Raw genomic sequence first — 22,277 nt, forward strand, 5'->3', positions numbered from 1 at the left:
AGTTGTGCACACGGCGATGGGTGCGCAACTCCTTGACCGACGGCACGGGCCCACCGGGCGGGCGTCAGATCTCGGCGAGGGTGCCGGCGTACATCTGCTCGATCTCGTCGCGGAAGTTGGCCTCCACGCCACGCCGCTTGATCTTCAGCGACGGAGTCATCTCGCCGTCCTCGATCGTGAGGTCGCGCGGCAGGATCACGAACTTCTTGATCGTTTCCCAGCGGTTGAGCTTGCTGTTCAGCTCCGCGACGTAGCCCTCCACCATCGCGTTCGCCTCCGGCGACGCGACGATCTCGGCGTACGACTTGCCCTCCAGCGGGCCGCCCGCGGCCCACCCGACGATCGCGTCCGGGTCGAGCGTGACCAGCATCGTGCAGTAGTTGCGGGCCTGACCGATCACGACCGCCTGCGAGGTGTACGGGCAGATCGCCTTGAACGTGCCCTCGATGTGCGACGGGGCGATGTACTTGCCGCCCGACGTCTTGACCAGGTCCTTCTTCCGGTCGGTGATCTTCAGGAAGCCGTCGGCGTCGAGCTCGCCGATGTCGCCGGTGCGGAAGAACCCGTCCTCCGTGAACGCGTTGGCGGTCTCCTCGGGCAGGTTGTGGTACCCGCGCATCACCGGCGCGCCCCGCAGCAGGATCTCGCCGTCGGAGTCGATGCGGCATTCGAGATCGCCGAGTGGCTGCCCGACCGTGCCGATCTTCAGCTGTCCGGGTCGGTTGACGAAGTTCGCTGCGCTCGACTCGGTGAGGCCGTACCCCTCGGAGATCGGCAGGTTGGCGGCGGCGAAGAACTCGCCGATCTCCTTGCTCAGCGGCGCGGCGCCGGAGACCAGGATCCGGATCCGGCCGCCGAGACGCGCCTGCAGCTTGCTGAACACCAGCTTCTCGGCCAGCCCGTACCGGAGCTTGAGACCGAACGGCAGCGGCCGGCCCGCCTGCTCCAGCGCCACCTTCTCCTTGCCGACGCGGACCGCCCAGGCGAAAATCTTCGCCTTCGCGCCGCCCTCGCCCTGCGCGTTGGTGACGACCTTGTTGTAGACCTTCTCGAACACCCGCGGCGCCGCGCACATCAGGGTCGGGCGCACCACGCCGAGCAGGTCGATCAGCTTGTCGACCCGCCCGTCGACGTACGTCGGCAGGCCGACGTGGATGATGCCGCAGACCAGCGTCTTGCCGAACGAATGTGACAGCGGCAGCCACAGGTACTGCAGGTCGTCCGCGCGCATGATGCCGAGGTCGGCCTGCGCGACCGCCTCCCAGCACCAGCCCCCGTGCAGCAGTTCGACCCCCTTGGGTCGACCGGTCGTGCCGGAGGTGTAGATCAACGTGGCGAGCCGCTCCGGCCCGATCTCCTTCGCGATGTTGTCGATCATGTCCGGCTCGGCGGCGAGCGCCTCCGTCCCACGCGCCTCCAGCTCGGCGAGCGTGAGCTGCGGGGGGTTCGCGGCCGGGTCGGCCGCGCCGTCGATGACCACGACGTGGGTCAGCGCGGGCAGCTCGGCGCCCGAGATCTTCGCTGCCTGCGTCGGGTTCTCCGCGATCAGGACCTTCGAGCCGGAGTCGGCGATGATGAAACAGGCCTCCTCCGGCTCCGTCGTGGGGTAGACCGTCGTGGTCGCGCCGCCCGCGCACATGACGCCGAGGTCGGCGACGATCCAGTCGAGCCGGGTGTTGGCCAGGATGGCCACCCGGTCCTCGTCGCCGATCCCCAGGCCGCGCAGTCCGGCCGCGATCGCCTTGGCCCGCTGACCGACCTGCGCCCAGGTGAGCCAGACCGGTCCGGAGTCGTCGGGCGCGGGGTGCGCGAACGCGTCGCTGTCGGGCGACGCCGCCACGCGCTGCAGAAACATGTCCGGAATAGACCGGTATGGAACATCGAGAGCCATCGGGAGAGCCGCCTCCGGGGTTATGTGCTCGTGACCGCCGTCACGTATTCGTGTTACCGAAGAGTATTGCCAGGCGGCCGCTTCGGCTAGAGGGGACTCGCCCTGGGCTGCGGGAACGGGCCCCGCAGCGGCGCGCGACCCCGGCTCGCGGCCGCGGTATGGGGAGATCGATATAGAAGATAGTCGAGCGCTCCTGCCTACGATCCCGTCCATCGGTTTCCGGCTTTCCGCCCCGGGCGCAACCCGGCAGGCGGGACCGGAATGAGGGGAGGAGGGATCCACATGGGACTCCGAGGGATCCGCGCCCGCCACCTGCTGGTGGCGGGCCTGTTCACGGCGGTGGTCACCGCCGCCGCCGCGCCGGCCAACGCCGCGCCGGCGACCGGCGAGATCCGGCTGGCCGGCGGCGCGACCGCGATCGCGGACAGTTACATCGTGGTGCTCAAGGACAGCGCGGTCGGCGCCAAGGCGGGCGCGTCCCGGGCCGCCTCGGCGGTGTCGAGTCGTGCGGGCAGCCTGGCGGACAGCTACGGCGGCAGCGTCGAGCGGACGTACTCGGCCGCGCTCAACGGCTTCGAGACGCGGATGAGCGCGCAGGCCGCCCGTCGGCTCGCCGCGCACCCGGACGTCGCGTACGTGGAGCAGAACCACGTCGTGTCGCTCGCCGCGACCCAGACCAACCCACCCTCGTGGGGGCTGGACCGCGTCGACCAGCGCAACCTGCCGCTGAACCGGTCCTACACCTACCCGACCACGGCGACGAACGTGCGCGCCTACATCATCGACACCGGGCTGCGCTTCGCGCACAGCGACTTCGGCGGCCGGGCCACCAGTGGCTACGACGCGGTCGACGGCGGCACCGCCGATGACTGCAACGGCCACGGCACCCACGTCGGCGGCACCGTGGGCGGCGCGGCCTACGGGGTGGCCAAGGGCGTCCGGCTGGTCGGCGTCCGCGTGCTCGACTGCGCCGGCAGCGGCACCAACGCCGGCGTGATCGCCGGTGTCAACTGGGTGACCGCCAACGCGGTGAAGCCGGCCGTGGCGAACATGAGCCTCGGTGGCGGCGCCAGCAGCGCCCTGGACAACGCGGTCGCCAACTCCATCGCCTCCGGCGTCACGTACGCCGTCGCGGCCGGCAACTCCAACGCCAACGCCTGCAACTCCTCGCCGGCCCGCACTGCCAGCGCGATCACCGTCGGCGCCACCACCAGCACCGACGCCCGCGCCTCCTACTCGAACTACGGCAGCTGCCTGGACATCTTCGCCCCCGGCTCGTCGATCACCTCGGCCTGGTACACGAGCAACACGGCGACGAACACCATCAGCGGCACCTCGATGGCCGCGCCGCACGTGGCCGGCGCGGCCGCCCTGGTGCTCTCCGCCAACCCGAGCTACACCCCGGCCCAGGTGTCCAGCACCCTGGTCAGCCGCGCCACGACCGGCGTGGTCACCAGCCCCGGCTCCGGCTCGCCGAACCGGCTGCTCTTCGTGAGCTGACCATCGCGACACGGGTCCCCGGGCGCCACCCCCGCGCCCGGGGACCTTCGCTGTCCGCACCGCGGTGCCGCGTTGCCGCTAGGCCGGCGCGACCCGTGGGCCGGCAGTCCGTGCGGCCGCGCCCCGGCCGGCACGACCTCGGGACCGCGCCCGAGCCGCACGGAGAGCCGGAACCGGTGCTCCCCGCCGACGCGCCGCGGCCCGAACGCCACGTGCGTGCCGGGCCGCAGCTCGAGGTCGGCGAGGAAGTCGGCGGCGCCGGCGGTGACCAGCTCGGCCGGCACCCGTGCGGCGAGCCCCAGCGCGCCGGCGAGTCGGGCCGCGCGGGCGGTCTGATCCGGCCAGACATACGCCCGCAGCCAGCGCGCCGTCGGCGGCCAGCGGGTCGATCGGGGCGAGGTCGCGTGGTGCCCCGGACCGGAGTATCCCGGAAAATTTCCGAGAGTTGCCCCGATGGTCGCCGCGCCGCGGCCCCCGGCTGACCAGCTCGGGAGATGTCGGTCGACCGGAACGCGGGTGCCAGGCACGCGGAACCGGTGTGTTGTGCATCTCCGCACTTCCATCGATACTTTCAAATGTTCCGGCCCGGTGCCCGCGGCGTCGCGCCGGAGGAGGCCCGTCGTGTGCGCAGGAGTCGTGTGCGCAGGAAGGAAGCGATCATGAAGATCCTGAGACGCGCTCTCGGCGCGTTGTGCGCCGCGGTCGTGTTCGCCGCGACGGCGGTGGCGTTCGCGCCGTCGGCGTCGGCGGCCACGTTGACCGAGGTGACCAACTTCGGCACCAATCCGAGCAACCTGCGGATGCACCTGTACGTGCCCGATCGCGTCGCCGCCCGGCCGGCGATCCTGGTCGCGGTGCACTACTGCACCGGCACCGGCCCCGCCTTCTACTCCGGCACCCAGTTCGCCTCGCTCGCCGACCGGTACGGGTACATCGTCATCTACCCGTCCGCGACCCGCAGCGGGCAGTGCTTCGACGTCTACTCGCCGCAGGCGCTGCGGCGCGACGGCGGCAGCGACCCGGTCTCGATCATGTCGATGGTCCGGTACGTCCAACAGCGGTACAACGCCGACCCGGCGCGGATCTTCGCCACCGGTTCCTCCTCCGGCGCCATGATGACCAACGTCCTGCTCGGCAACTACCCGGACGTCTTCGCCGCCGGCGCCGCCTTCGCGGGCGTGCCGCACAGCTGCTTCGCCACCACCGGCGGGTCCACCTGGAACAGCGAGTGCGCCAACGGCCAGGTGATCAGGAGCGCCCAGGAGTGGGGGAACCTCGTCCGCGCCGCGTACCCCGGCTACAGCGGCCGCTACCCGCGGATGCAGCTCTGGCACGGCACGAACGACGAGACGCTGCGCTACCCCAATTTCGGGGAAGAGATCAAACAATGGACGAACGTGCACGGGCTGAGCCAGACGCCGACGTACACCGACACGCCGCAGTCCGGCTACACCCGCACCCGGTACGGCGGCAGCGGGCCGACGGCCCCGGTCGAGGCGATCAGCATGCAGGGGGTTTCGCACAACCTGCCCATCAACGCCGCCGAGGCGATCCGGTTCTTCGGGCTCGACTCGACGACCCCGCCGACCAACCCGCCCACGAACCCGCCGACCAACCCGCCGACGGGTGGCTGCACCGTCACCTACACCGCGAACAGCTGGACCGGCGGCTTCACCGGCAACGTCCGCGTCGTCAACAACGGCACGGCCGCGATCAACGGGTGGACGCTGACCTTCACGTTCGGCGCCGGCCAGACCGTCACGTCGGCCTGGAACGCCACCGTCACCCAGTCGGGCAGCCAGGTCACCGCCCGGAACGTGGCCTACAACGGCGGCATCCCCGCCAACGGCGGCGCGCAGAGCTTCGGTTTCCAGGGCAGCCACAGCGGAAACAACCCGGCGCCCACCGGGTTCAGCCTCAACGGCACCGCCTGCCGGATCGGCTGACGCGCGCGCGTTCCGGGTGCGGCCGAGCCGCACCCGGAACGCGCGCATGACGCCGGCCGGTCAGTCGTCGTCGCCGCCGCGGTGGCCGCCCTTGTCGTCGTACCCGCGGTCGTCGCTCGTGCCGGCGGGGCGCTGGCCGCCCTTGTCGTCGTACCCGCGGTCGTCGCTCGTGCCGGCGGGGCGCTGGCCGCCCTTGTCGTCGCGGCCCCGATCGTCACCGCCGCTGCGTCCGTCCCGGCCGGACGCCTTGACGATGTCGCCCGTCGCCACGTCGACGTACACGTCGTGGCGCGCGCCCCCGCTCATCACCCGCACGTGCCACGCCGGCCGGCCGTGCTCGACCTCCCGCTCCACCTTCACGACGTCGCCGCCCCCCACGCGGGCGAGCGCGATCTCGGCGGCGCGCCGCCGATCGACCCCGTCGGGCGCCGCCGCCGAGGTCGCCCCGTCGTCCGCCGCCGGCGCTGTCGCGGCGCTGCTCGCTGACGGAAGCACCTCGCTGGCGGTCGCGCCGAGCGCGGTGCCGGTGGCGGCCAGCGCGGCCACGCCACCCATGACGAGTACGACCAAAGTCCTGCGCTTCATTACGTACCTCCTGTTGGCTCCTGTGGACACGTCCACACTCGCCGCACCGCCGATAGCGCCGCGCTGTCCCACCCCTAACTCGGGGTTAAGACCCCACCGCGGGCGGGACGGGTCAGGGGGGTGGGGCCAGGTGGAGGGTGACGATGGCGCCGCCGGTGGGGGCGGTGGACAGGCGCAGGTCGCCGCCGTTGGTGCGGGCGGCGCGGCGGGCGATGTCCAGTCCCAGGCCCGTGGAGCGGGTGCTGGCGCCCCGGTGGGCCGCCCCGACCGGCAGACCGGGACCCTCGTCGGCGATCGTGAGCACCGCGCCGCCGCCGGGGACCGCGGCGAGCGAGACCGCGAAGGCGGTGCCGTCGGGGGTGTGCGCGAAGACGTTGCCGAGCAACGCGTCGGCGGCGGCGGCGAGTTCGTCGTCGGCGACCGCGACCGGCAGCGGGCCGGGATCGAGGTCGAGCCGGAGCGTACGTCCGGTGTCCTCGGCGAGCACCGACCAGAACGCCACCCGGTCGCGCACCACGGCGGCCGCGTCACCCGGACCGGTCGGTGCCGCGCCACGGCGTCGCGCCTGCTGGATCAGGCCGGTCACGGCGCGCTCGACCGCGTCCACCCCGGCAGTGATCCGCGCGGCGTCCGCCGGCTCGGCCAGCGATTCGGCCTCCAGCCGCAGCGCGGTCAGCGGCGTGCGCAGCCGGTGCGACAGGTCGGCGACCTGCTCCCGCTCCTCGCGCAGCAGCTCCTGGATCCGCCCGGCGAGCTGGTTGAGCGCGGCGGCGACGTCCCGCACCTCGGGCGGCCCGGCCGGGCGGGCGCGGGCGGTCAGCTCGGCGCGGGCCAGCCGGTGCGAGACCGCCGAGAGCTCGGTGATCGGGGCGACGAGCCGGCGGGCGAGCCGGTCGGCGACGAGCAGCCCCAGCAGCACCAGGGCGAGGCCGAGCCCGGCGAGGAGCAGCCAGGCGCGGGTGACGCCGCGGCTCAGCTCCGCTGTGGACACGACCGTCCGGATCACCGCGGTGCCGTCGGGCCGTCCCTGCACCGCCACCACGATCTCGCGTCCCTGCGGCGAGACGGCCGTCAGGCTGCGGCCGCGGGCGGCGAGCTCGACCGCCGGGGTACGGGCGGCCGGGGTGCCCAGCACGCTGCCGTCGGGCAGGTACACGGTGAGCGGGCGGGTCGCGGCCGCCTGCTCGATGGTCAGCCGCAGCGTGGTCGGGTCCGCGGTGCCGACCACCGAGACGATCGCCTGGACGTCGGCGGTGGCGGCCACCACCGCGCGGTCCTGGGCGACCGTGCGGACCAGCAGCGCCAGCGGCACCAGGAACGCCACCAGCACCAGGCAGGTGGTGGCCGCGACCAGCAGCGTGAGCCGGCGCCTCACCGGGGCTGTCCCGGTGCGTCGAGCCGCACCCCGACGCCGCGGATCGTGTGCAGGTAGCGCGGCTCCTGCGCGGTCTCGCCGAGCTTGCGCCGCAACCAGGACAGGTGCACGTCGACGGTCTTGTCCGCGCCGCCGTACGGCACCTGCCAGACCTCGGTGAGCAGCTCGCGCTTCGTCACCACCCGGCCGGCGCGGGCGGCGAGGTGATGCAGCAGGTCGAACTCGCGCGGCGTCAGGTCGAGCGCGACGCCGGCGAGGCTGGCGCGGCGGCCGCGGGGGTCGATCCGCAGCTCGCCCACGATGACGGTCTGATCGGGCTCGTCGGGCGCCCCCCGGCGGAGCACCGCCCGCACCCGGGCGTCGAGTTGGGCGGCGGTGAAGGGCTTCACCACGTAGTCGTCGGCCCCGCCGTCCAACCCCCGGACGATCTCGGCCTCGTCGTCGCGCGCGGTCGCGATGATGACCGGCACGGCGCTGACCGCGCGCAGCATCCGCAACAGCTCCAGACCGTCCAGGTCGGGCAGTCCGAGGTCGAGTACGACCAGATCCGGGCGCTCGTCCAGCGCGCTCTGCAGGCCGCTCATCGCGGTGTGCGCGGCCGCGACCGCGTGGCCGCGCTCGCGCAACGCCCGGATCAACGGGGTGCGGATGGCGAGGTCGTCCTCGATGAGCAACAGGCGGGGCACAGCACGGACCGTATCGCGTTCGTCCGGCGCGACCAGCGTCTCTTTACCGCGTTTTAGGGTGCCGGGGCGCTCGCCTTAACCCGTGAGGGGGGATAGTCGGGGGCATGACTCGGCGTGGGCTGTTCACCGTCGCCGGCTGGCTGGCCGCCGCGGTCGCGGCGACGCTGGTCGGACTGGCCGCCGTCCGCCTCATCGGCGCCGGCATCACCGGCGACGCCAGCGGCGAGCTGCTCACCGCGGAGCAGGTCGCCGAGGCGCTCGCCGCCGCGTCGCCCACCGCCGCGCCCGCGCCGGCCACCGCGGCCCCACCGACCACCGCGGCCTCACCGACCAGCGCGGCGTCGCCGTCGCCGGACCCGGCCCGGGCGGCGGTGTCCACCCCGGGCGGCACGGTCGTCGCCGCGTGCGCGAACGGGCTGGTCCAGCTGCTGTCCTGGTCGCCGGCGTCCGGCTACGCGGGCTCCCATGCGGAGCCGGGGCCGGAGCGCCGGGCCAGGGTGCGGTTCGAGGGCGCGGAGCGGAAGGTCGACGTGGAGGTGGTCTGCGACGCCGGGCGGCCGGTGGCGTCGTGGAAGTCCGACGGGTAGCCGCCGGCGCCTAGAGGCCGAGCGGCGCCGTGCGGAGTCGCTCCGCCAGCGCCGGCGTCCCGTCCAGGTGCACGCGGGCCGCGGACTGCCGCCCGCTGAGGAAGATCACGAGCTCGGCGGGGGCGCCCTCCAGGCGCAGCGGCTCGCCGCCGGCGCCGGCCCTGACCTCGCCGAAGCCGACGGCCTGGATGAGCAGGGCGGCCGGGAAGCGCCGCAGCCGCAGCCGGGCCAGCAGCGACGCGGGCTTCCAGAGCGCGGCCTGCTGGCCGGGCGGCAGCTCCCGTGGCCGCCAGTCGGGCCGCGCCCGCCGTACGTCCTCGTGATGGATGAAGAACTCCAGCGTGTTGGCGGGCCCGTCGGTGAGCGGGTTGCCCAGCGGACTCCACCACGGCGGGCGTCGGAGCTGGTCGATGAGGCGCGGGTACGGTTGCGCGGCCGCCGCCTGTCGGACCCGCTCGGTATAACGGCTCAGTGAGGGCAGCCGCAGCCCGGGCAGCGCGTCGGGCCGGCGCTCCCGCACGACCAGATGCGCGGCGAGGTCGCGCGCCGTCCACCCCGCGTTGAGGGTGGGGGCGTCGGGGCCGACGGTGAGGAACAGGTCGGCGAGTTCCCGGCGTTCCGTCTGTGCGTACCGAGCCATGCGTCGATCCTAGGCGCGCGAGGCGGTCGCGTGGAGGGCGTGGCGGCCGACACAGTCGCGATCGGGTCGTCGCCGGGGATGCCGATCGGTAAGGATGAGGATGACGACCAAGGCTTACGGCGGGGGAGAGTGTGGCGAGTAAGACGAGTCGAGACGTCCTCGTGCGGGGACTGCGGGTCCTGGGCCGCGCCATCCGGGAGGAGCCGAAGATCTTCGCCGTCGCCGTCGGCGGCAGCGTGCTGTTCGGGCTGCTGACGATCGGCAGCGCGTACCTCGTCGGGGCGATCGTGGGCGACGTCGTGGTGCCCGCCATCTCCACCGGCCGCGCCGACACCGGTCTGCTCGCGCTCGGCGCCGCGGCCCTGATCGGGATCAGCGTGCTGAAGGTGGTCGGCATCTTCGGCCGCCGGCTCGGCGCCGGCTACATGCAGTTCCGGCTCCAGGCCGCCTACCGCCGCCGGGTCACCCGCCGTTACCTCGAGCTCCCGCTCGCCTGGCATCAGCGGCACGCCACCGGAACGCTGCTCTCCAACGCCAACTCCGACGTCGAGGCGACCTGGTTCCCGATCGCCCCGCTGCCGTTCGCGGTCGGCACCGTGGTGATGCTCGTCACCGCGTTCGCCTCCCTGTTCGCCACCGACTGGGTGCTCGCCCTCGTCGGCGTGGCGATCTTCCCGGCGCTGTTCGCCCTCAACGTCGTCTACTCCCGTCGGATGGCGCCCCGCCAGGCCCGCGCGCAGCAACTGCGGGCCGAGGTGAGCGAGATCGCCCACGAGAGCTTCGACGGCGCGCTGGTCGTCAAGACGATGGGGCGCGAGGCGCAGGAGACCTCGCGGTTCGCCGCCCGCGCCGGCGAACTGCGCGACGCGCTGATCTCGGTCGGCCGGCTCCGCGGCGTCTTCGACCCGATGCTGGAGACGCTGCCCAGCGTCGGCACCCTCGCCGTGCTGCTGATCGGCGCGTGGCGGCTGCGACAGGGCGCGGTGACCGTGACCGAGCTGGTCAGCGTCGCGTTCCTGTTCACGGTGCTCGCCTTCCCGGTCCGCGCGATCGGCTGGGTCCTCGCCGAGCTGCCGCGCAGCGTCGCCGGCTGGGAACGGGTGCGGCACGTGCTCACCGCGACCGGCGAGATGCCGTACGGCGACGCGGAGCTCGACACCCGCGACACCCCGGCGACGCTCGCCTTCGACCGGGTCGGCTTCGGCTACGAACCGGCCGATCCGCAGCAGCCCGCGCAGCCGGTGCTGCACGACATCTCCTTCACCGTCCCGCCCGGTAGGACCGTGGCGCTCGTGGGCCCCACCGGCTCCGGCAAGTCGACCATCGCCGCCCTCGCCGTGCGGCTGGTCGATCCGCAGTCCGGCCGGGTCACCATCGACGGCCTCGACGTCCGGTCGTTGCGGGCCGCGTCGCTGGCCGCCACGGCCGCGCTGGTGGCCCAGGTGCCGTTCGTCTTCGACGACACCGTCCGGGCCAACATCGCGCTCGACCGTCCCGGCGTGACCGACGACGAGGTCTGGGCGGCGCTGCGGCTGGCCGGGGCGGACGGGTTCGTGGCCCGGCTGCCCGACGGGCTGGACGCGATGGTCGGCGAGCGCGGCACCACCCTCTCCGGTGGGCAGCGCCAGCGGCTGACGCTGGCCCGGGCGCTGGCCGGCCGCCCCCGGCTGCTCGTCCTCGACGACGCCACCAGCGCCGTCGACCCGCGCGTCGAGGCGGCGATCCTCGCCGCGCTGCGTCGCGCCGACACCGCGACGTCGATCCTGGTCGTCGCGTACCGGCGGGCCACGATCGCGCTCGCCGACGAGGTCGTCTACGTCGAGCACGGCCGGGTGGTCGCGCACGGCACCCATCCGGAGCTGCTGGCGAGTTGTACCGGCTACGCGGACCTGGTCACCGCGTACGAGAAGGCCGAGGCGGAGCGGGAACGCGAGAAGGCGTACGAGGAGGCCACGTTGGACGCCGAGGTGGGGGCATGACCGCGCAGTCGGTCCGGCAGGAGTCGACGTGGCGGACCATGCGCCGTGGGCTGGCGCTCTCGCCGGAGCTGCGCACCGGGCTCGCCGGCACGATCGGGCTGGCGCTGGTGTCGATGGTCGGGCGGGCCGCCGTACCCGTGGCGGTGCAGCAGGGCATCGATCGCGGCCTGCGCGCGGCCGGCGGTCCGGACCTCGGCGTGGTCGGCGCCGTCGTGGCCGTGAGCGCCGCGGTGCTGGCGGTGACCACGCTCTGCGGCTACCTGATGATGCGCCGGCTCTTCACGGTCAGCGAGACGGCGCTGGCCGGCGTGCGCACCCGGGCGTTCCGGCACGTGCACGACCTGTCGATGCTGCACCAGCAGGGGGAGCGGCGCGGCTCGCTCGTCTCCCGGGTCACCAGCGACGTTGACCAGATCACCCAGTTCCTGCAGTGGGGCGGGGTGATCCTGCTGATCAGCGGCGGCCAGGTGGTGGTCACCGCGACCGTGATGGCCGTCTACTCCTGGCAGCTCACCCTGGTGGTCCTCGCCGCGTTCATCCCCGCGTTCGTGGTGATCCGGGCGTTCCAGAAGCGGCTGGCCGGCGCGTACGCGACGGTCCGGCAGCGGATGGGCGCGCTGCTCGCGGCGATCGCGGAGAGCGTGGTCGGCGCGCCGGTCATCCGGGCGTACGGGGTGTCGGCGCGCACCGCGAAGCGGCTCGACGAGGCGATCGAGGGGCAGCGGCGCGCGCAGCAGCGGGCGCTGCGCACGAGCGTGATCGGCTTTTCCACTGGCGAGATCGCCGCCGGGCTGGCGCTGGCCGCCGTGGTGGTGCTCGGGGTGCGGCTCGGCATCGACGGGTCCCTGACGATCGGCAAGCTCACGGCGTTCCTGTTCCTGGTGACGCTCTTCATCCAGCCGGTGCAGATCGCCACCGAGGTGCTCAACGAGGCGCAGAACGCCATCGCCGGCTGGCGGCGGGTGCTCGACGTGCTGGACGTCGCGCCGGATGTCGCCGACCCGGCGGAGAACGGCCGGGACCTGCCGCCCGGTCCGCTCGACGTCGCCTTCGTCGATGTCTGCTTCGCCTATCCCGGCGGCCCGCAGGTGCTCTCCGACGTCACCGTCGACATCCCGGCGAAGACCCGGGTGGCGGTGGTCGGCGAGACCGGCAGCGGCAAGACGACGTTCGCGAAGCTGCTGACCCGGCTGATGGACCCGACCTCCGGGCAGGTGCTGCTCTCGGGCGTGCCGCTGGACGAGGTGCGGTTCGCGTCGCTGCGGTCGCGGGTGGTGATGGTGCCGCAGGACGGCTTCCTGTTCAACGCCACGGTCGCCGAGAACGTCCGGTTCGCCCGGCCGTCCCTGACCGACGAGCAGCTCACGCTCGCCTTCGCCGAGCTGGGGCTCACCGATTGGGTCGCCGGCCTGCCGGCCGGACTCGCCACCGAGGTGGGGGAGCGGGGCGAGGCGCTGAGCGTGGGCGAGCGGCAGCTGGTCGCGCTGGCCCGGGCGTACGTGGCCGACCCCGATCTGCTCGTGCTGGACGAGGCGACCAGCGCGGTGGACCCGGCGACCGAGGTGCGGCTGCAGCGCACCCTCGACGCGGTGACCCGCGGCCGGACGACCGTGGCGATCGCGCACCGGCTCTCGACCGCGCAGTCCGCCGACGAGGTGATCGTGGTCGACCGCGGGCGGGTGGTGCAGCGCGGCCCGCACGACGAGCTGGTCGGGGATCCGTCGTCGGTCTACGGCAAGCTCTTCGCCTCCTGGCTGGAGCAGACCCGCTGAAAGAAGGCCCCTTGTCATCGCTTTTCGGATAACAAGGGGCCTTTCGGGTCAGCGCGAGTAGAACTCGACGACCAGCTGCTCGTCGCAGATGACCGGGACCTCGCTGCGGGCGGGCTCGCGCAGCAGCGTCGCCGACAGGTCGGTCAGGCTGGCCGACAGGTACGGCGCGGTGGGGCCGTCGCCGAGGTGCGCGCCCGCGGCCGCGAGCTGGAACGGCGGCTTCTGCCGGCTCCGCTCCCGGACCTGCACGACCTGCCCGGGCCGAAGCCGGTACGACGGCCGGTCGACCTTCGCGCCGTCCACGGCGAAGTGGCCGTGCGCCACGAGCTGGCGGGCGTGGTAGATGGTGCGGGCCAGCCCGGCGCGGTGCACGACCGCGTCCAGGCGGCGCTCGAGGAGACCGACGAGGTTCTCACCGGTCTTGCCGCTCTTGCGCACCGCGTCGTCGAAGGTGCGGCGCAGCTGCGTCTCGCTGACGTTGTACTGGTGGCGCAGGCGCTGCTTCTCCAGCAGCCGTACCTGGTAGTCCGAGGTCTTACGGCGCTGCCGCCCGTGAACGCCCGGCGGGAAGGGACGGCGTTCGAAGTACTTCGCGCACTTCGGGGTCAGGGGGAGGCCGAGGGCGCGGGAGAGCCGCGCCTTGGGGCGGGCCTGGTTCACGGGACACCTCTTTTCTTTTGAGGTTAGGCTGACCTTACTAACACCCGGGAGGTTCCGGATATGCCACCCACCCCCGCCGAGCTCGCCCGCACCCTGGCCGCCGGCCGGCTGCCCGGTGTCGCACACGTCGCGTTCCGGCCCGGCCCGCATCCCGTCCGGCACGTCACCGACCCGCTCGGCCGGGTGCTCCTGCTCGTCCCGTCCGCGGGCCGGGCGGCCCGGGCGCTGCGGCCGGAGCCGGGCGTCGACGACGCCGCGATCGTGCTGGACGTCCCGGACGTCCCGCCGCTGCCCGGCGCGCCCGGGCTCGGCCGGGTGCGGATCTCCGGCTGGGTCAGCCCGCTCGCCGGCGAGGCGGCGCGGGAGGCCGCCCTGCAGTACGCCGACGTCGACCCGGCGGGGGACCTGCTCGACGTGGGGCGCGCGTTCACGCTGCACCGTGTCGAGGTCGCCGAGGTGCGGCTGGAGCGCGGCGGGACGACGGTCGAGGTCGACCCGGACGACTACCGGGACGCCGAGCCGGATCCGCTGCACGCCGTGGAGGCGGAGCTGCTCGCGGACCTGGCCGGTCACCACGGGCCGGAGCTGGGCGACTACCTGCGGCGGCAGCTGCGGGTCGCCGGCCGGGACGGGGGTCCGGAGCCGCCGCGGGTGGTGCGGCTCGACCGGTACGGCTTCGTGGTGGCGCTCGGCGCCGGACGCGCGCCGTACGCCCGGCTCGCGTTTCCGCACCCGGTGCGCGATCGCGCGGAACTGGCCCGGCTGCTGCATCCGGTGCTCTGCCGACGCTGCGCCGGTCGCTGCGGCCGGCCGAGCGAGACCTGATCGCCCATCGCTGACGTTCCGCGCCGTGGCGGGGCCTGCTCCCGTAGCGGGGCCTGCTGCCGTGGTGGGGCCTGCTGCCGTGGTCGGGCGAGGTGCCTCCGCCCGTCACCTTTGCTCTGCTTACCCGGAGGAAACACACGCTGTCCGATATCCGGACAGTGGGTGTTGCGGATGAGGAAGCAGAGCAAAGGCGCCCGAACCGAGTTCCGGGCCGGCGTCGCGGCGCGGGAGTCGGGACGGCGCGGGGAGTCGGCACCGCGCGGCGGGAAGTTGGCGCCGCGCGGGAAGTTGGCACCGCGCGGAGTCGGGACCGCGCGGGGACGCGTCAGCGCAGGTGGTCGAAGGCGCCGGGTAGCTCGTCGGTGAGGTAGCGCTGGATGGTCGGCCCGACGGCGGCGACCAGCGCCCCGGTCGGGGCCGAGGCGAACGGCTCGACCTTGATGATGTAGCGGACCATCGCGAGCCCGACCAGCTGTGAGGCCACCAGCGGCACCCGCAGCGCCGCCTCCGCCGGATCGAGCTCGGCGGCCTTCACCATCGGGCGCATCACCTGCGTCAGCATGAACTCACGCAACAGCCGCGCGGTCCAGTCGTTGCTCACCGCCGACCGCAGCAGGGCGACGGCGGCGGTGCCGGCCGGCGAGTCCCAGATGCCGAGGAAGGCCCCGACCAGTCGCTCGCCGACTGCGTCCGGGTCGCCGTTCCAGACGCGCGGGATCAGCTCGCCCGGATCGATCGGCGAGTTCATGGCGGCGAGGAAGAGCTGGTCCTTGGTGCCGAAGTAGTGGTGCACCAGCGCGGGGTCGACTCCGGCGGCGGCGGCGATGGCACGGATCGAGGCCTGGTCGAAGCCCCGTTCCGCGAACGCCTCCCGGGCGGCCGCGAGGATCGCCTCCCGGGTGTCCGGGTTCCCGGGACGCCGGCCGGTCCGTCGTGCCATGCGGTCCTCTCTCGTGATCAAGGGCCCGGCGTCCCCGACGCGTGGGTCGGAGCGTCGCCGGCCCCTTGATCATCGCGCAGGCGGGCGGGGCAGGGGTCAGGGGGTGCGGCGGCGGAGCGTTGCGGCGGCGAGGACGAGCGCTACGACGACGGCGCCGGCGACCACCGCCACGTCCCGCCACATCGTGCCGGTCGGCTCGGCGTACGCGCCGACCTCCTGCAGCGCCTCGACCGCGTACGACAGCGGCAGCACGTCGCTGACCGCCTGCAGCCACCCCGCCATCTGCCCGCGCGCGACGAAGAGCCCGCAGAGCAGCAGCTGCGGGACCACCACGACCGGCATGAACTGCACGGCCTGGAATTCCGTCCGCGCGAAGGCGCTGCAGAACAGCCCGAGCGCCACTCCGAGCACGGCGTTGACCACCGCGATCAGGATGACCAGCGCGGTGGGGCCGGCGGTCTCCAGGCCGAAGATCCAGTACGCCACCACGGCGGCGACGCTGGCCTGCACCGCGGCGGCGGCACCGAACGCGATGCCGTATCCGAAGAGCAGGTCGAGCCGGCCGAGCGGGGTGGTGAGCAGCCGCTCCAGCGTGCCGGTGGTGCGTTCGCGCAGCATGGCGATGCTGGTCACCAGAAACATGATCACGAAGGGGAACACCCCGAGCATGACCAGCGCGATCCGGTCGAACATGGACGGTTGGCCGGGCGGCGTGGGCTGGTCCGCGTACATGAAGTAGAGGAGCGTCAGCAGCAGCGCCGGAACGACGAGCAGCAGGGCGACCGTACGCCGGTCGTGGCGCAGCTGCCGCAGGATGCGCCCGGTGGTCGCGGCCAGGATCCGCGGGCTCATGACCGCACCGTCCCCTTCTCCGCGCCCGCCCGCTCGCGGTCCCGGATGATCCGCAGGAACGCCTCGTCCAGGTCGTCGGTGCCGGCGGCGGCCCGGACCGCGGCGGGGGTGTCGTCGGCGACGAGCCGTCCCTCGCGGATGAGCAGCAGCCGGTCGCAGCGGCCCGCCTCGTCCATGACGTGGCTGGAGATCAGCAGCGTGGTGCCGGCCGCGGCGAGCGCGTGGAACCTCTCCCACAGGTCGGTCCGGAGCACCGGGTCCTGGCCGACCGTCGGCTCGTCGAGGACGAGTACCTCGGGGCGGCCGAGGATGGCGCAGGCCAGCGAGGCGCGGCTGCGTTGGCCGCCGGAGAGCGTGCCCACGAGTTGGGTGGCCGCGCCGGCGAGCCCGACGTCGGTGACCGCGGCGTCGGCGTCGGCGCGCGACAGGCCGTGCAGCGACGCGAAATAGCGTGCGTTCTCCCGCACGGTCAGGTCGGCGTAGACGCTGGGGGCCTGGGTGAGGTAGCCCAGCTTGCGGCGCAGAGGCGCACTGCCGGCGGGATGGCCGAGCACGGTGACCGTGCCGGACCGGATGAGCTGCACGCCCACGACGGCGCGCATCAGGGTCGTCTTTCCGCTGCCGCTGGGGCCGAGCAGGCCGGTCACGGCGCCGCGCGGAACGGCGCACGAGATGCCGTCGAGCACCCGCCGCCCCCGCCGCTCGACGACGAGGTCCCGGACCTCGATCGCTGTGTCCATGGTGATCCTTCGATAGGGAAACTCATCACCCGTTGAACTCAACGCTAGATGAGATTCGGCGGGGTGCACAAGCGGCCGTCCGACATCACCCGATCGGCCCGGTTTCCGCGTGCCGCTGCGGGCCGCGCCCCCGCGTCGCACGACAGTGGGGCCGAGCCGCCCGGGGAGGTGGCATCATGGGCGTCGGCAGCCGCTGTACCCCCCACTCACCCCCCGTGTCGGTCATCGCCCCACACGCGGAGGTTCCGTGCAGCACACGCCATCGCCCGACGACGGGCCCGCGCACCCTGTCCGCACCATTCGGCCCCGGCGACGGTTGCTCGCCACCGCGGCCGGCACGCGGCGACGGCGGATCGCCGCTCTGGTCACCGTGCTCGCCCTGTTCGGCGCGGTGGGCGCCGTCCTGACCGAGCAGCGCGTGCGGTCGGGCCGGCACCGCGCGGAGGAGGTCGCGCAGCGGCAGGCGCGCGCCGACGCCAACGCACGGGCCGACCGGGCCCAGCGGGACGCGGCGCCGCCCGAACTGAAGCCGGAGTGGGTGAGCCCGATGCCCGGCGCCCGCACCACCTCGTGCTTCGGGCAGCGGTGGGGCGTGTTGCACGCCGGCATCGACCTGGCGATGGCGGAGGACACCCCGATCCACGCCGCGGGCGCGGGCACGGTGAAGGCCGCCGGCCCGCTCTACAGCGGATACGGCAACTCGGTGGTGATCGACCACGGCGGCGACGTGCTGACGCACTACGCGCACATGAACAAGACCGCGGTCGCGAAGGGGCAGCAGGTCGCGCCCGGCGACGTGATCGGGTACGAGGGCGCGACCGGCGACTCCACCGGGCCGCACCTGCACTTCGAGGTGCACCTGGGCGCGCTGTGGAAGCAGGTCGACCCGCAGCCGTGGATGAAGGCGCGCGGGGTGGACCTCAACTGCGGACCCGGAGCCCCGAGTCCCTCCTGACGTCGAGTGGGCCGCGCCCGCCCCTAGAGGGCGAGGACCCGGTCCAGGAACTCCCGGTAGCGGCGCATCGCCACCCGCAGCGTCTCGGTGTCCGGCGACAGGCTCTGCCGGCGCGGGTCGAGGTCCGTCTGCGCGGCCAGCAGCGTCTCGGCGAGCGCGTGCACGGCGTCGGTGACCAGGAACTGCGCCTGTGCCACGGCCGCCTCCGGCTCGTCGACGAAGAGCGCCTTCACGTCGTGCCACTGATCGTGGTACGCCTGCGCGCGTTCCTCGCTCCAGATCGCGATCGGGGTCTCCGGCAGATCGCCCGGGCGCAGCGGCGCGCCACCGGCGTCGACCTCCGGCTCGTCGTCGTCGATCTCCACCTCCGGCTGCTCGTCGTCGTCGAACGCCTCGGCCGTGTCGAAGAGGTCGCCCGCGTCGCCGTGCGCGGTCACCGCCCACGCGTCATCCGGCTCGGGCTCGTCGCGCGGCGCCGGGCCCAGCACCTCCTCCGAATCGGTGCGCGGCTCGTCGACCGGCGCGGGCTCGGCGTCCACGGCGGGCTCCGGCCCGGTCTCCGGCTCCGGCGGGGCGTCCGGCTCGACGACGGTCTCCGGGTGCGCGTCCGGGTCGAACTCCGGTCCGGTCTGCGCGACCGGGCCGTCGGGTGGGACGCGGGAACCCGGCACCGGCGCGTCCCCCGGCGGGAACGCCGCCGAGGGCTCGGGCGCTTCCGAAGGTGGGGGAGTGGGCATCGACATGGACATGGGCTGCATGGCGTGGTCCTCCGTCCGCTGCTCTCGGCTGTCGCGGAAGGACCGGTCACCCCCGCACGTCCGGCGTGGCGTCGCCGGGCGCAGCGCAGCGCGCCTGACGTCGACGGCGACGGTGCGAGGGGAGCCAGCGCGGCGCGACAGGTCCAGTGCCGGCGCACAGTCACGGTACCGCTCGGCGCCGCGCCGCACAGCCCCGAACATGAGGCCGGCGGGGCCGTCGAACGCGTTCCTGAAGGAGAGCCACGGAACACGGGCGTGGGCCACGTCGCCTGCGCCGACCGGCGGTGCGGAACAATCGGACGCTGTGCCCGTACCTGATGCGTCTGTAGCCGACACCCCACCGCGCGCGACCGGCCCGGCGGCGACCGGCCCCGCGCGCCCGTCCGCGCTCGACCCGGCGATCGCCGCGCGGTTGCGCCGCACCGCCGAGGGGCTGGTGGCCGCGGTGGTGCGCCAGCACGACTCGGGGGAGGTGCTGATGGTGGCGTGGATGGACGACGAGGCGCTGCACCGGACCCTGACCACGGGGCGGGCGACGTACTGGTCGCGCAGCCGGCGGGAGTACTGGGTGAAGGGGGCCACCTCCGGTCACCACCAGTACGTCAGGTCGGTGGCGCTGGACTGCGACGGCGACGCCGTGTTGGTCAGCGTCGACCAGGTGGGGGCGGCCTGCCACACCGGCAGCGGCAGCTGCTTCTTCACCGTGCTGCCGGCCACCGTCGGCGCGCCGGGCGACTCCGGCGACGCTGGTCCGGACCTGGCGGGGGAGGAGCGGCGATGACCACCGGCGCGGTGAGCCCCGACGTGGCGACCTTCGCAGAGCTGGCCCGTACCCGCCGGGTGGTGCCGGTGATCCGGCGGCTGCTCGCGGACGCGGAGACCCCGGTCGGGGTCTACCGCAAGCTCGCCGGCGGTCCGGGGACGTTCCTGCTGGAATCCGCCGAGCAGGGCGGCGGCGCCGCGGGCAGCGCGTGGTCGCGCTACTCGTTCATCGGGGTACGCAGCGGGGCGACGCTGGTCGAGCGGGACGGCGCGGCGGTGTGGCTCGGCACGCCCCCGCCCGGGGTGCCGACCGGCGGTGACCCGGTCACGGTGCTGCGCGAGACCGTGGCCGCGCTCGCCGGCCCGGTCGCCGACAGCGGCGACGGCGGCGCGGAGCTGCCCCCGCTCACCGGCGGCATGGTCGGATACCTCAGCTACGACCTGGTGCGCCGCTTCGAGCGGCTGCCGTCGCGGGCCGAGGACGACCTGGGCGTGCCCGAGCTGGGCATGATGCTCGCGACCGATCTCGTGGTGCTCGACCACTTCGACGGTTCCGCGATCCTGGTGGCCAACGCCGTGCTGCCGGCCGAGGCCGACGACCCCGACCGGGCGGCGACGGTGGCGGCGGCGTACCACCACGCGGTCGGGCGGCTGGACGCGATGACCACCGCGCTGTCCCGGCCCATCCCGCCGATGATCTCCACGGTCACCGGGGCGCCGGTGGGTGAGGTGATCAGCCGGACGCCGGAGGGGGCGTACCCGAAGGCGGTCGAGGAGGCCAAGGAGGCGATCCGGGCCGGGGAGTGCTTCCAGATCGTCGTGGCGCAGCGCTTCGAGCGCGAGACGTCGGCGGATCCGCTCGACGTCTACCGGGTGCTGCGCAGCACCAATCCCAGCCCGTACATGTATCTGCTGCGGTTCGACGGGTTCGACGTGGTCGGCTCCTCGCCGGAGGCGCACCTGAAGGTGACGGTCGGCGACGGCGGCGTGCGCCGGGCCATGCTGCACCCGATCGCCGGCACCCGGCCGCGCGGCGCGACGCCGGAACAGGACGCGGCGCTCGCGGCGGAGCTGCTCGCCGACCCCAAGGAGCGCTCCGAGCACGTGATGCTGGTGGACCTGGGCCGCAACGACCTGGGTCGGGTCTGCCGCCCGGGCACCGTCGAGGTGCCGGAGTTCGCCACGATCGAGCGCTACAGCCACGTGATGCACATCGTGTCGACGGTGGTCGGGGAGCTGCGCCCGGAACAGACGGCGTTCGACGCGCTCGCCGCGACGTTCCCGGCCGGCACCCTGTCCGGCGCGCCGAAGGTCCGCGCTATGGAGATCATCGAGGAGCTCGAGCCGACCCGGCGCGGCCTGTACGGCGGCACCGTCGGCTACTTCGGCTTCGGCGGCGACATGGACATGGCGATCGCGATCCGCACGGCGCTGATGCGGCCGGGGCGGGCGTACGTGCAGGCGGGCGCGGGCATCGTGGCCGACTCGGACCCGGCCGCCGAGGAGCGGGAGACCCGCAGCAAGGCGGCCGCCGTGCTGGCCGCGATCGCCGCGGCCGAGACCCTGCGGCCGGCCCGGTGACCGGGCCCGCGACCACCGCCGTGCGCAACCGCCGGCCCCTGACGTACGCGGTGCTGCTCGCCGCCGTCGGCGCCGGCCTGGCGCTGTTCGCCGCGACCCGCACCTGGGCGGTCGAGGTGACCGTGCGCCCGGCGCCGCTGCCGAGCGTGCGCACCGGGCAGTCCGGTGGCGCGCTGATGCCCTGGCTGCCGCCGCTGGCCGTGGTCGGCCTCGCCGGGGCCGGCGCGGTGATCGCGACGCGGGGACCGGCGCGCCGGCTGGTCGGTGGTCTGCTGGTGCTGATCGGCGTGGCGCTGACGCTCGGCGGCGGCTACGGGGCGGTCGCGGTGGACCGCGGTGCGGCGGGCGGCGCGGCGCTGGCGTGGCCGGTGCTGGGAGCCGTCGGCGGGCTGCTGGTGACCGCGGCCGCGGTGACGACGGTGGCGCGGGGACGGGACTGGCCGGCGATGGGCGCCCGCTACGAGCGGGCGGCCGGACGCGCTGGCGACGGGGGTGCGGTCGCGGGCCCGGCCGGCCGGGTCGAGGGCACCGGCACGACGCGCGCCTGGGACGCGCTCGACCGCGGCGAGGACCCGACGGTCAGTTGACGCGCTCGCGCCGGTCGGCGCCGACCCGGGTCGTGGCGAGCGCGGCGACGATGCGCCGCAGCTCGTCGCGCTGGTCGGCGCGGGCCCGGTCGGCGCAGATCGCCTCCCATGCGTTGCCGCGGGCGGTGCGCACCCGCGCCTCGCCGACCATCGCGCGCTCGACGTTGTGCACGACGCCGGCGGCGACGGAGAGCAGGGCGCGCGGAAGATCGGCCAGATCGATCCGCGACTCGCGCTGCGCAGTGCTCATGTCTTCCCCCACCGAGGTTGCTGCGGTCGGCGCCCGCCGCCGACCAGTGTGCCCGAAACCGATGCTGCCGGCGGTCGGTTTCCGGCTTGTGAACCCGCCGTCAAACGCTGTCGCCGATCAGCGCAACGTGCCCTTCGTCGATGCTCTTCCTTGACGTCGGTCACAGTGCGGTGCCGCCGACGAGATGCCGGTCCATTGGAAGCTGTGTTCTCATCGCTTTATGCGCGCGGTCGGATCTGGCGTACCCTCGGTGATCTTATGTGCACAACAGGTGCGGGATTATGCCCCAGCCCATCCCGTGAGGCGCGCCATACCCCCGGCGTGGTCTGCCCTGTGGCGCCACCTAGCATCGGCCCATGACACCCGGAGAGGGGAGTCCCTTGGTGACTGCTGAGCCTTCCTACGC

At 73.9% G+C, this 22,277-nt stretch carries 22 protein-coding genes; 10 read left to right on the plus strand and 12 right to left on the minus strand.

Annotation, left to right across the window (positions count from 1 at the left end; all coding sequences use genetic code 11):
* Positions 1–64: 64 nt before the first annotated feature.
* Positions 65–1,891 (minus strand): AMP-dependent synthetase/ligase, encoded by a 1,827-nt coding sequence (locus BLW47_RS16105; RefSeq protein WP_091557512.1) that lies wholly within the window; start codon positions 1,889–1,891, stop codon positions 65–67.
* Positions 1,892–2,173: 282 nt separating this feature from the next.
* Between BLW47_RS16105 and BLW47_RS16110 the strand changes: the two genes are divergently transcribed.
* Positions 2,174–3,391, plus strand: coding sequence for a S8 family peptidase (locus BLW47_RS16110; RefSeq protein WP_091557515.1), 1,218 nt, complete (start codon positions 2,174–2,176; stop codon positions 3,389–3,391).
* Here BLW47_RS16110 and BLW47_RS16115 read toward each other — a convergent pair.
* Complete coding sequence (locus BLW47_RS16115; RefSeq protein ID WP_217634864.1) at positions 3,286–3,918, minus strand: DUF2332 family protein; 633 nt, start codon at positions 3,916–3,918, stop codon at positions 3,286–3,288. The genes BLW47_RS16110 and BLW47_RS16115 overlap by 106 nt on opposite strands.
* Positions 3,919–4,050: 132 nt before the next feature.
* On the opposite strand from BLW47_RS16115, the gene BLW47_RS16120 reads away from it, so the two are divergent.
* Complete coding sequence (locus BLW47_RS16120; protein WP_175543657.1) at positions 4,051–5,337, plus strand: extracellular catalytic domain type 1 short-chain-length polyhydroxyalkanoate depolymerase; 1,287 nt, start codon at positions 4,051–4,053, stop codon at positions 5,335–5,337.
* A gap of 60 nt (positions 5,338–5,397) precedes the next feature.
* On the opposite strand, the gene BLW47_RS16125 is transcribed toward BLW47_RS16120, so the two are convergent.
* From BLW47_RS16125 to BLW47_RS16135, 3 genes are all read right to left on the minus strand, one after another.
* The gene (locus BLW47_RS16125) at positions 5,398–5,922 is read right to left on the minus strand and encodes a PepSY domain-containing protein (RefSeq protein ID WP_091557522.1); all 525 of its coding nucleotides are present in this window, start codon (positions 5,920–5,922) and stop codon (positions 5,398–5,400) included.
* Positions 5,923–6,034: 112 nt separating this feature from the next.
* Positions 6,035–7,297, minus strand: coding sequence for a sensor histidine kinase (locus BLW47_RS16130; protein WP_091557525.1), 1,263 nt, complete (start codon positions 7,295–7,297; stop codon positions 6,035–6,037).
* Positions 7,294–7,983 carry a response regulator transcription factor gene (locus tag BLW47_RS16135; RefSeq protein WP_091557528.1) on the minus strand — a complete coding sequence of 230 codons (690 nt, stop codon included), beginning with the start codon at positions 7,981–7,983 and terminating at the stop codon, positions 7,294–7,296. The genes BLW47_RS16130 and BLW47_RS16135 overlap by 4 nt, the downstream gene beginning before the upstream one ends.
* 104 nt (positions 7,984–8,087) lie before the next feature.
* Between BLW47_RS16135 and BLW47_RS16140 the strand changes: the two genes are divergently transcribed.
* Entirely contained in the window at positions 8,088–8,570 is a 483-nt protein-coding gene (locus BLW47_RS16140) for a hypothetical protein (RefSeq protein WP_091557532.1), read from the plus strand.
* Between the two features lie 10 nt (positions 8,571–8,580).
* On the opposite strand, the gene BLW47_RS16145 is transcribed toward BLW47_RS16140, so the two are convergent.
* Positions 8,581–9,210 (minus strand): TIGR03085 family metal-binding protein, encoded by a 630-nt coding sequence (locus tag BLW47_RS16145; protein ID WP_091557535.1) that lies wholly within the window; start codon positions 9,208–9,210, stop codon positions 8,581–8,583.
* 131 nt (positions 9,211–9,341) lie between these two features.
* Here BLW47_RS16145 and BLW47_RS16150 point away from each other — a divergent pair, with 131 nt between their 5' ends.
* Positions 9,342–11,189, plus strand: a complete 1,848-nt coding sequence (locus BLW47_RS16150) for an ABC transporter ATP-binding protein (protein WP_091557539.1) — start codon at positions 9,342–9,344, stop codon at positions 11,187–11,189.
* Positions 11,186–12,961 carry an ABC transporter ATP-binding protein gene (locus tag BLW47_RS16155; protein ID WP_091557541.1) on the plus strand — a complete coding sequence of 592 codons (1,776 nt, stop codon included), beginning with the start codon at positions 11,186–11,188 and terminating at the stop codon, positions 12,959–12,961. Before BLW47_RS16150 ends, BLW47_RS16155 begins: the two co-directional genes overlap by 4 nt.
* A gap of 48 nt (positions 12,962–13,009) precedes the next feature.
* Here the strand turns inward: BLW47_RS16155 and rpsD are convergent, their stop codons facing one another.
* Positions 13,010–13,621: a 30S ribosomal protein S4 gene (gene rpsD, locus BLW47_RS16160; protein WP_091557544.1), complete on the minus strand. Its 612-nt coding sequence runs from the start codon at positions 13,619–13,621 to the stop codon at positions 13,010–13,012.
* Between the two features lie 60 nt (positions 13,622–13,681).
* Between rpsD and BLW47_RS16165 the strand changes: the two genes are divergently transcribed.
* Positions 13,682–14,446, plus strand: coding sequence for a DUF2470 domain-containing protein (locus BLW47_RS16165; protein WP_091557548.1), 765 nt, complete (start codon positions 13,682–13,684; stop codon positions 14,444–14,446).
* Positions 14,447–14,771: 325 nt separating this feature from the next.
* Here the strand turns inward: BLW47_RS16165 and BLW47_RS16170 are convergent, their stop codons facing one another.
* From BLW47_RS16170 to BLW47_RS16180, 3 genes are all read right to left on the minus strand, one after another.
* On the minus strand, positions 14,772–15,386 hold the full coding sequence (locus BLW47_RS16170; protein WP_091557552.1) for a TetR/AcrR family transcriptional regulator: 615 nt from the start codon (positions 15,384–15,386) through the stop codon (positions 14,772–14,774).
* Positions 15,387–15,482: 96 nt separating this feature from the next.
* Positions 15,483–16,238 (minus strand): ABC transporter permease, encoded by a 756-nt coding sequence (locus BLW47_RS16175; RefSeq protein ID WP_091557556.1) that lies wholly within the window; start codon positions 16,236–16,238, stop codon positions 15,483–15,485.
* Positions 16,235–16,978 (minus strand): ABC transporter ATP-binding protein, encoded by a 744-nt coding sequence (locus tag BLW47_RS16180; RefSeq protein WP_091557560.1) that lies wholly within the window; start codon positions 16,976–16,978, stop codon positions 16,235–16,237. Before BLW47_RS16180 ends, BLW47_RS16175 begins: the two co-directional genes overlap by 4 nt.
* A gap of 247 nt (positions 16,979–17,225) precedes the next feature.
* Here BLW47_RS16180 and BLW47_RS16185 point away from each other — a divergent pair, with 247 nt between their 5' ends.
* Positions 17,226–17,933, plus strand: a complete 708-nt coding sequence (locus BLW47_RS16185) for a M23 family metallopeptidase (protein WP_091557564.1) — start codon at positions 17,226–17,228, stop codon at positions 17,931–17,933.
* 23 nt (positions 17,934–17,956) lie between these two features.
* Here the strand turns inward: BLW47_RS16185 and BLW47_RS16190 are convergent, their stop codons facing one another.
* Complete coding sequence (locus BLW47_RS16190; RefSeq protein ID WP_139307320.1) at positions 17,957–18,691, minus strand: hypothetical protein; 735 nt, start codon at positions 18,689–18,691, stop codon at positions 17,957–17,959.
* Between the two features lie 304 nt (positions 18,692–18,995).
* Between BLW47_RS16190 and hisI the strand changes: the two genes are divergently transcribed.
* The 3 genes from hisI to BLW47_RS16205 are packed head-to-tail and all read left to right on the plus strand — an operon-like array spanning position 18,996 to position 21,621.
* Entirely contained in the window at positions 18,996–19,472 is a 477-nt protein-coding gene (hisI, locus tag BLW47_RS16195; protein ID WP_245736686.1) for a phosphoribosyl-AMP cyclohydrolase, read from the plus strand.
* Positions 19,469–21,034, plus strand: a complete 1,566-nt coding sequence (locus BLW47_RS16200; protein ID WP_091557571.1) for an anthranilate synthase component I — start codon at positions 19,469–19,471, stop codon at positions 21,032–21,034. The genes hisI and BLW47_RS16200 overlap by 4 nt, the downstream gene beginning before the upstream one ends.
* On the plus strand, positions 21,031–21,621 hold the full coding sequence (locus BLW47_RS16205) for a Trp biosynthesis-associated membrane protein (RefSeq protein ID WP_091557575.1): 591 nt from the start codon (positions 21,031–21,033) through the stop codon (positions 21,619–21,621). The genes BLW47_RS16200 and BLW47_RS16205 overlap by 4 nt, the downstream gene beginning before the upstream one ends.
* On the opposite strand, the gene BLW47_RS16210 is transcribed toward BLW47_RS16205, so the two are convergent.
* On the minus strand, positions 21,614–21,871 hold the full coding sequence (locus BLW47_RS16210; protein ID WP_091557578.1) for a hypothetical protein: 258 nt from the start codon (positions 21,869–21,871) through the stop codon (positions 21,614–21,616). The genes BLW47_RS16205 and BLW47_RS16210 overlap by 8 nt on opposite strands.
* Positions 21,872–22,277: the final 406 nt, after the last annotated feature.

Origin of the sequence: Micromonospora pattaloongensis (assembly GCF_900107255.1) — a bacterium.
In the GTDB taxonomy this organism is placed as follows: Bacteria; Actinomycetota; Actinomycetes; order Mycobacteriales; family Micromonosporaceae; genus Micromonospora_I; species Micromonospora_I pattaloongensis.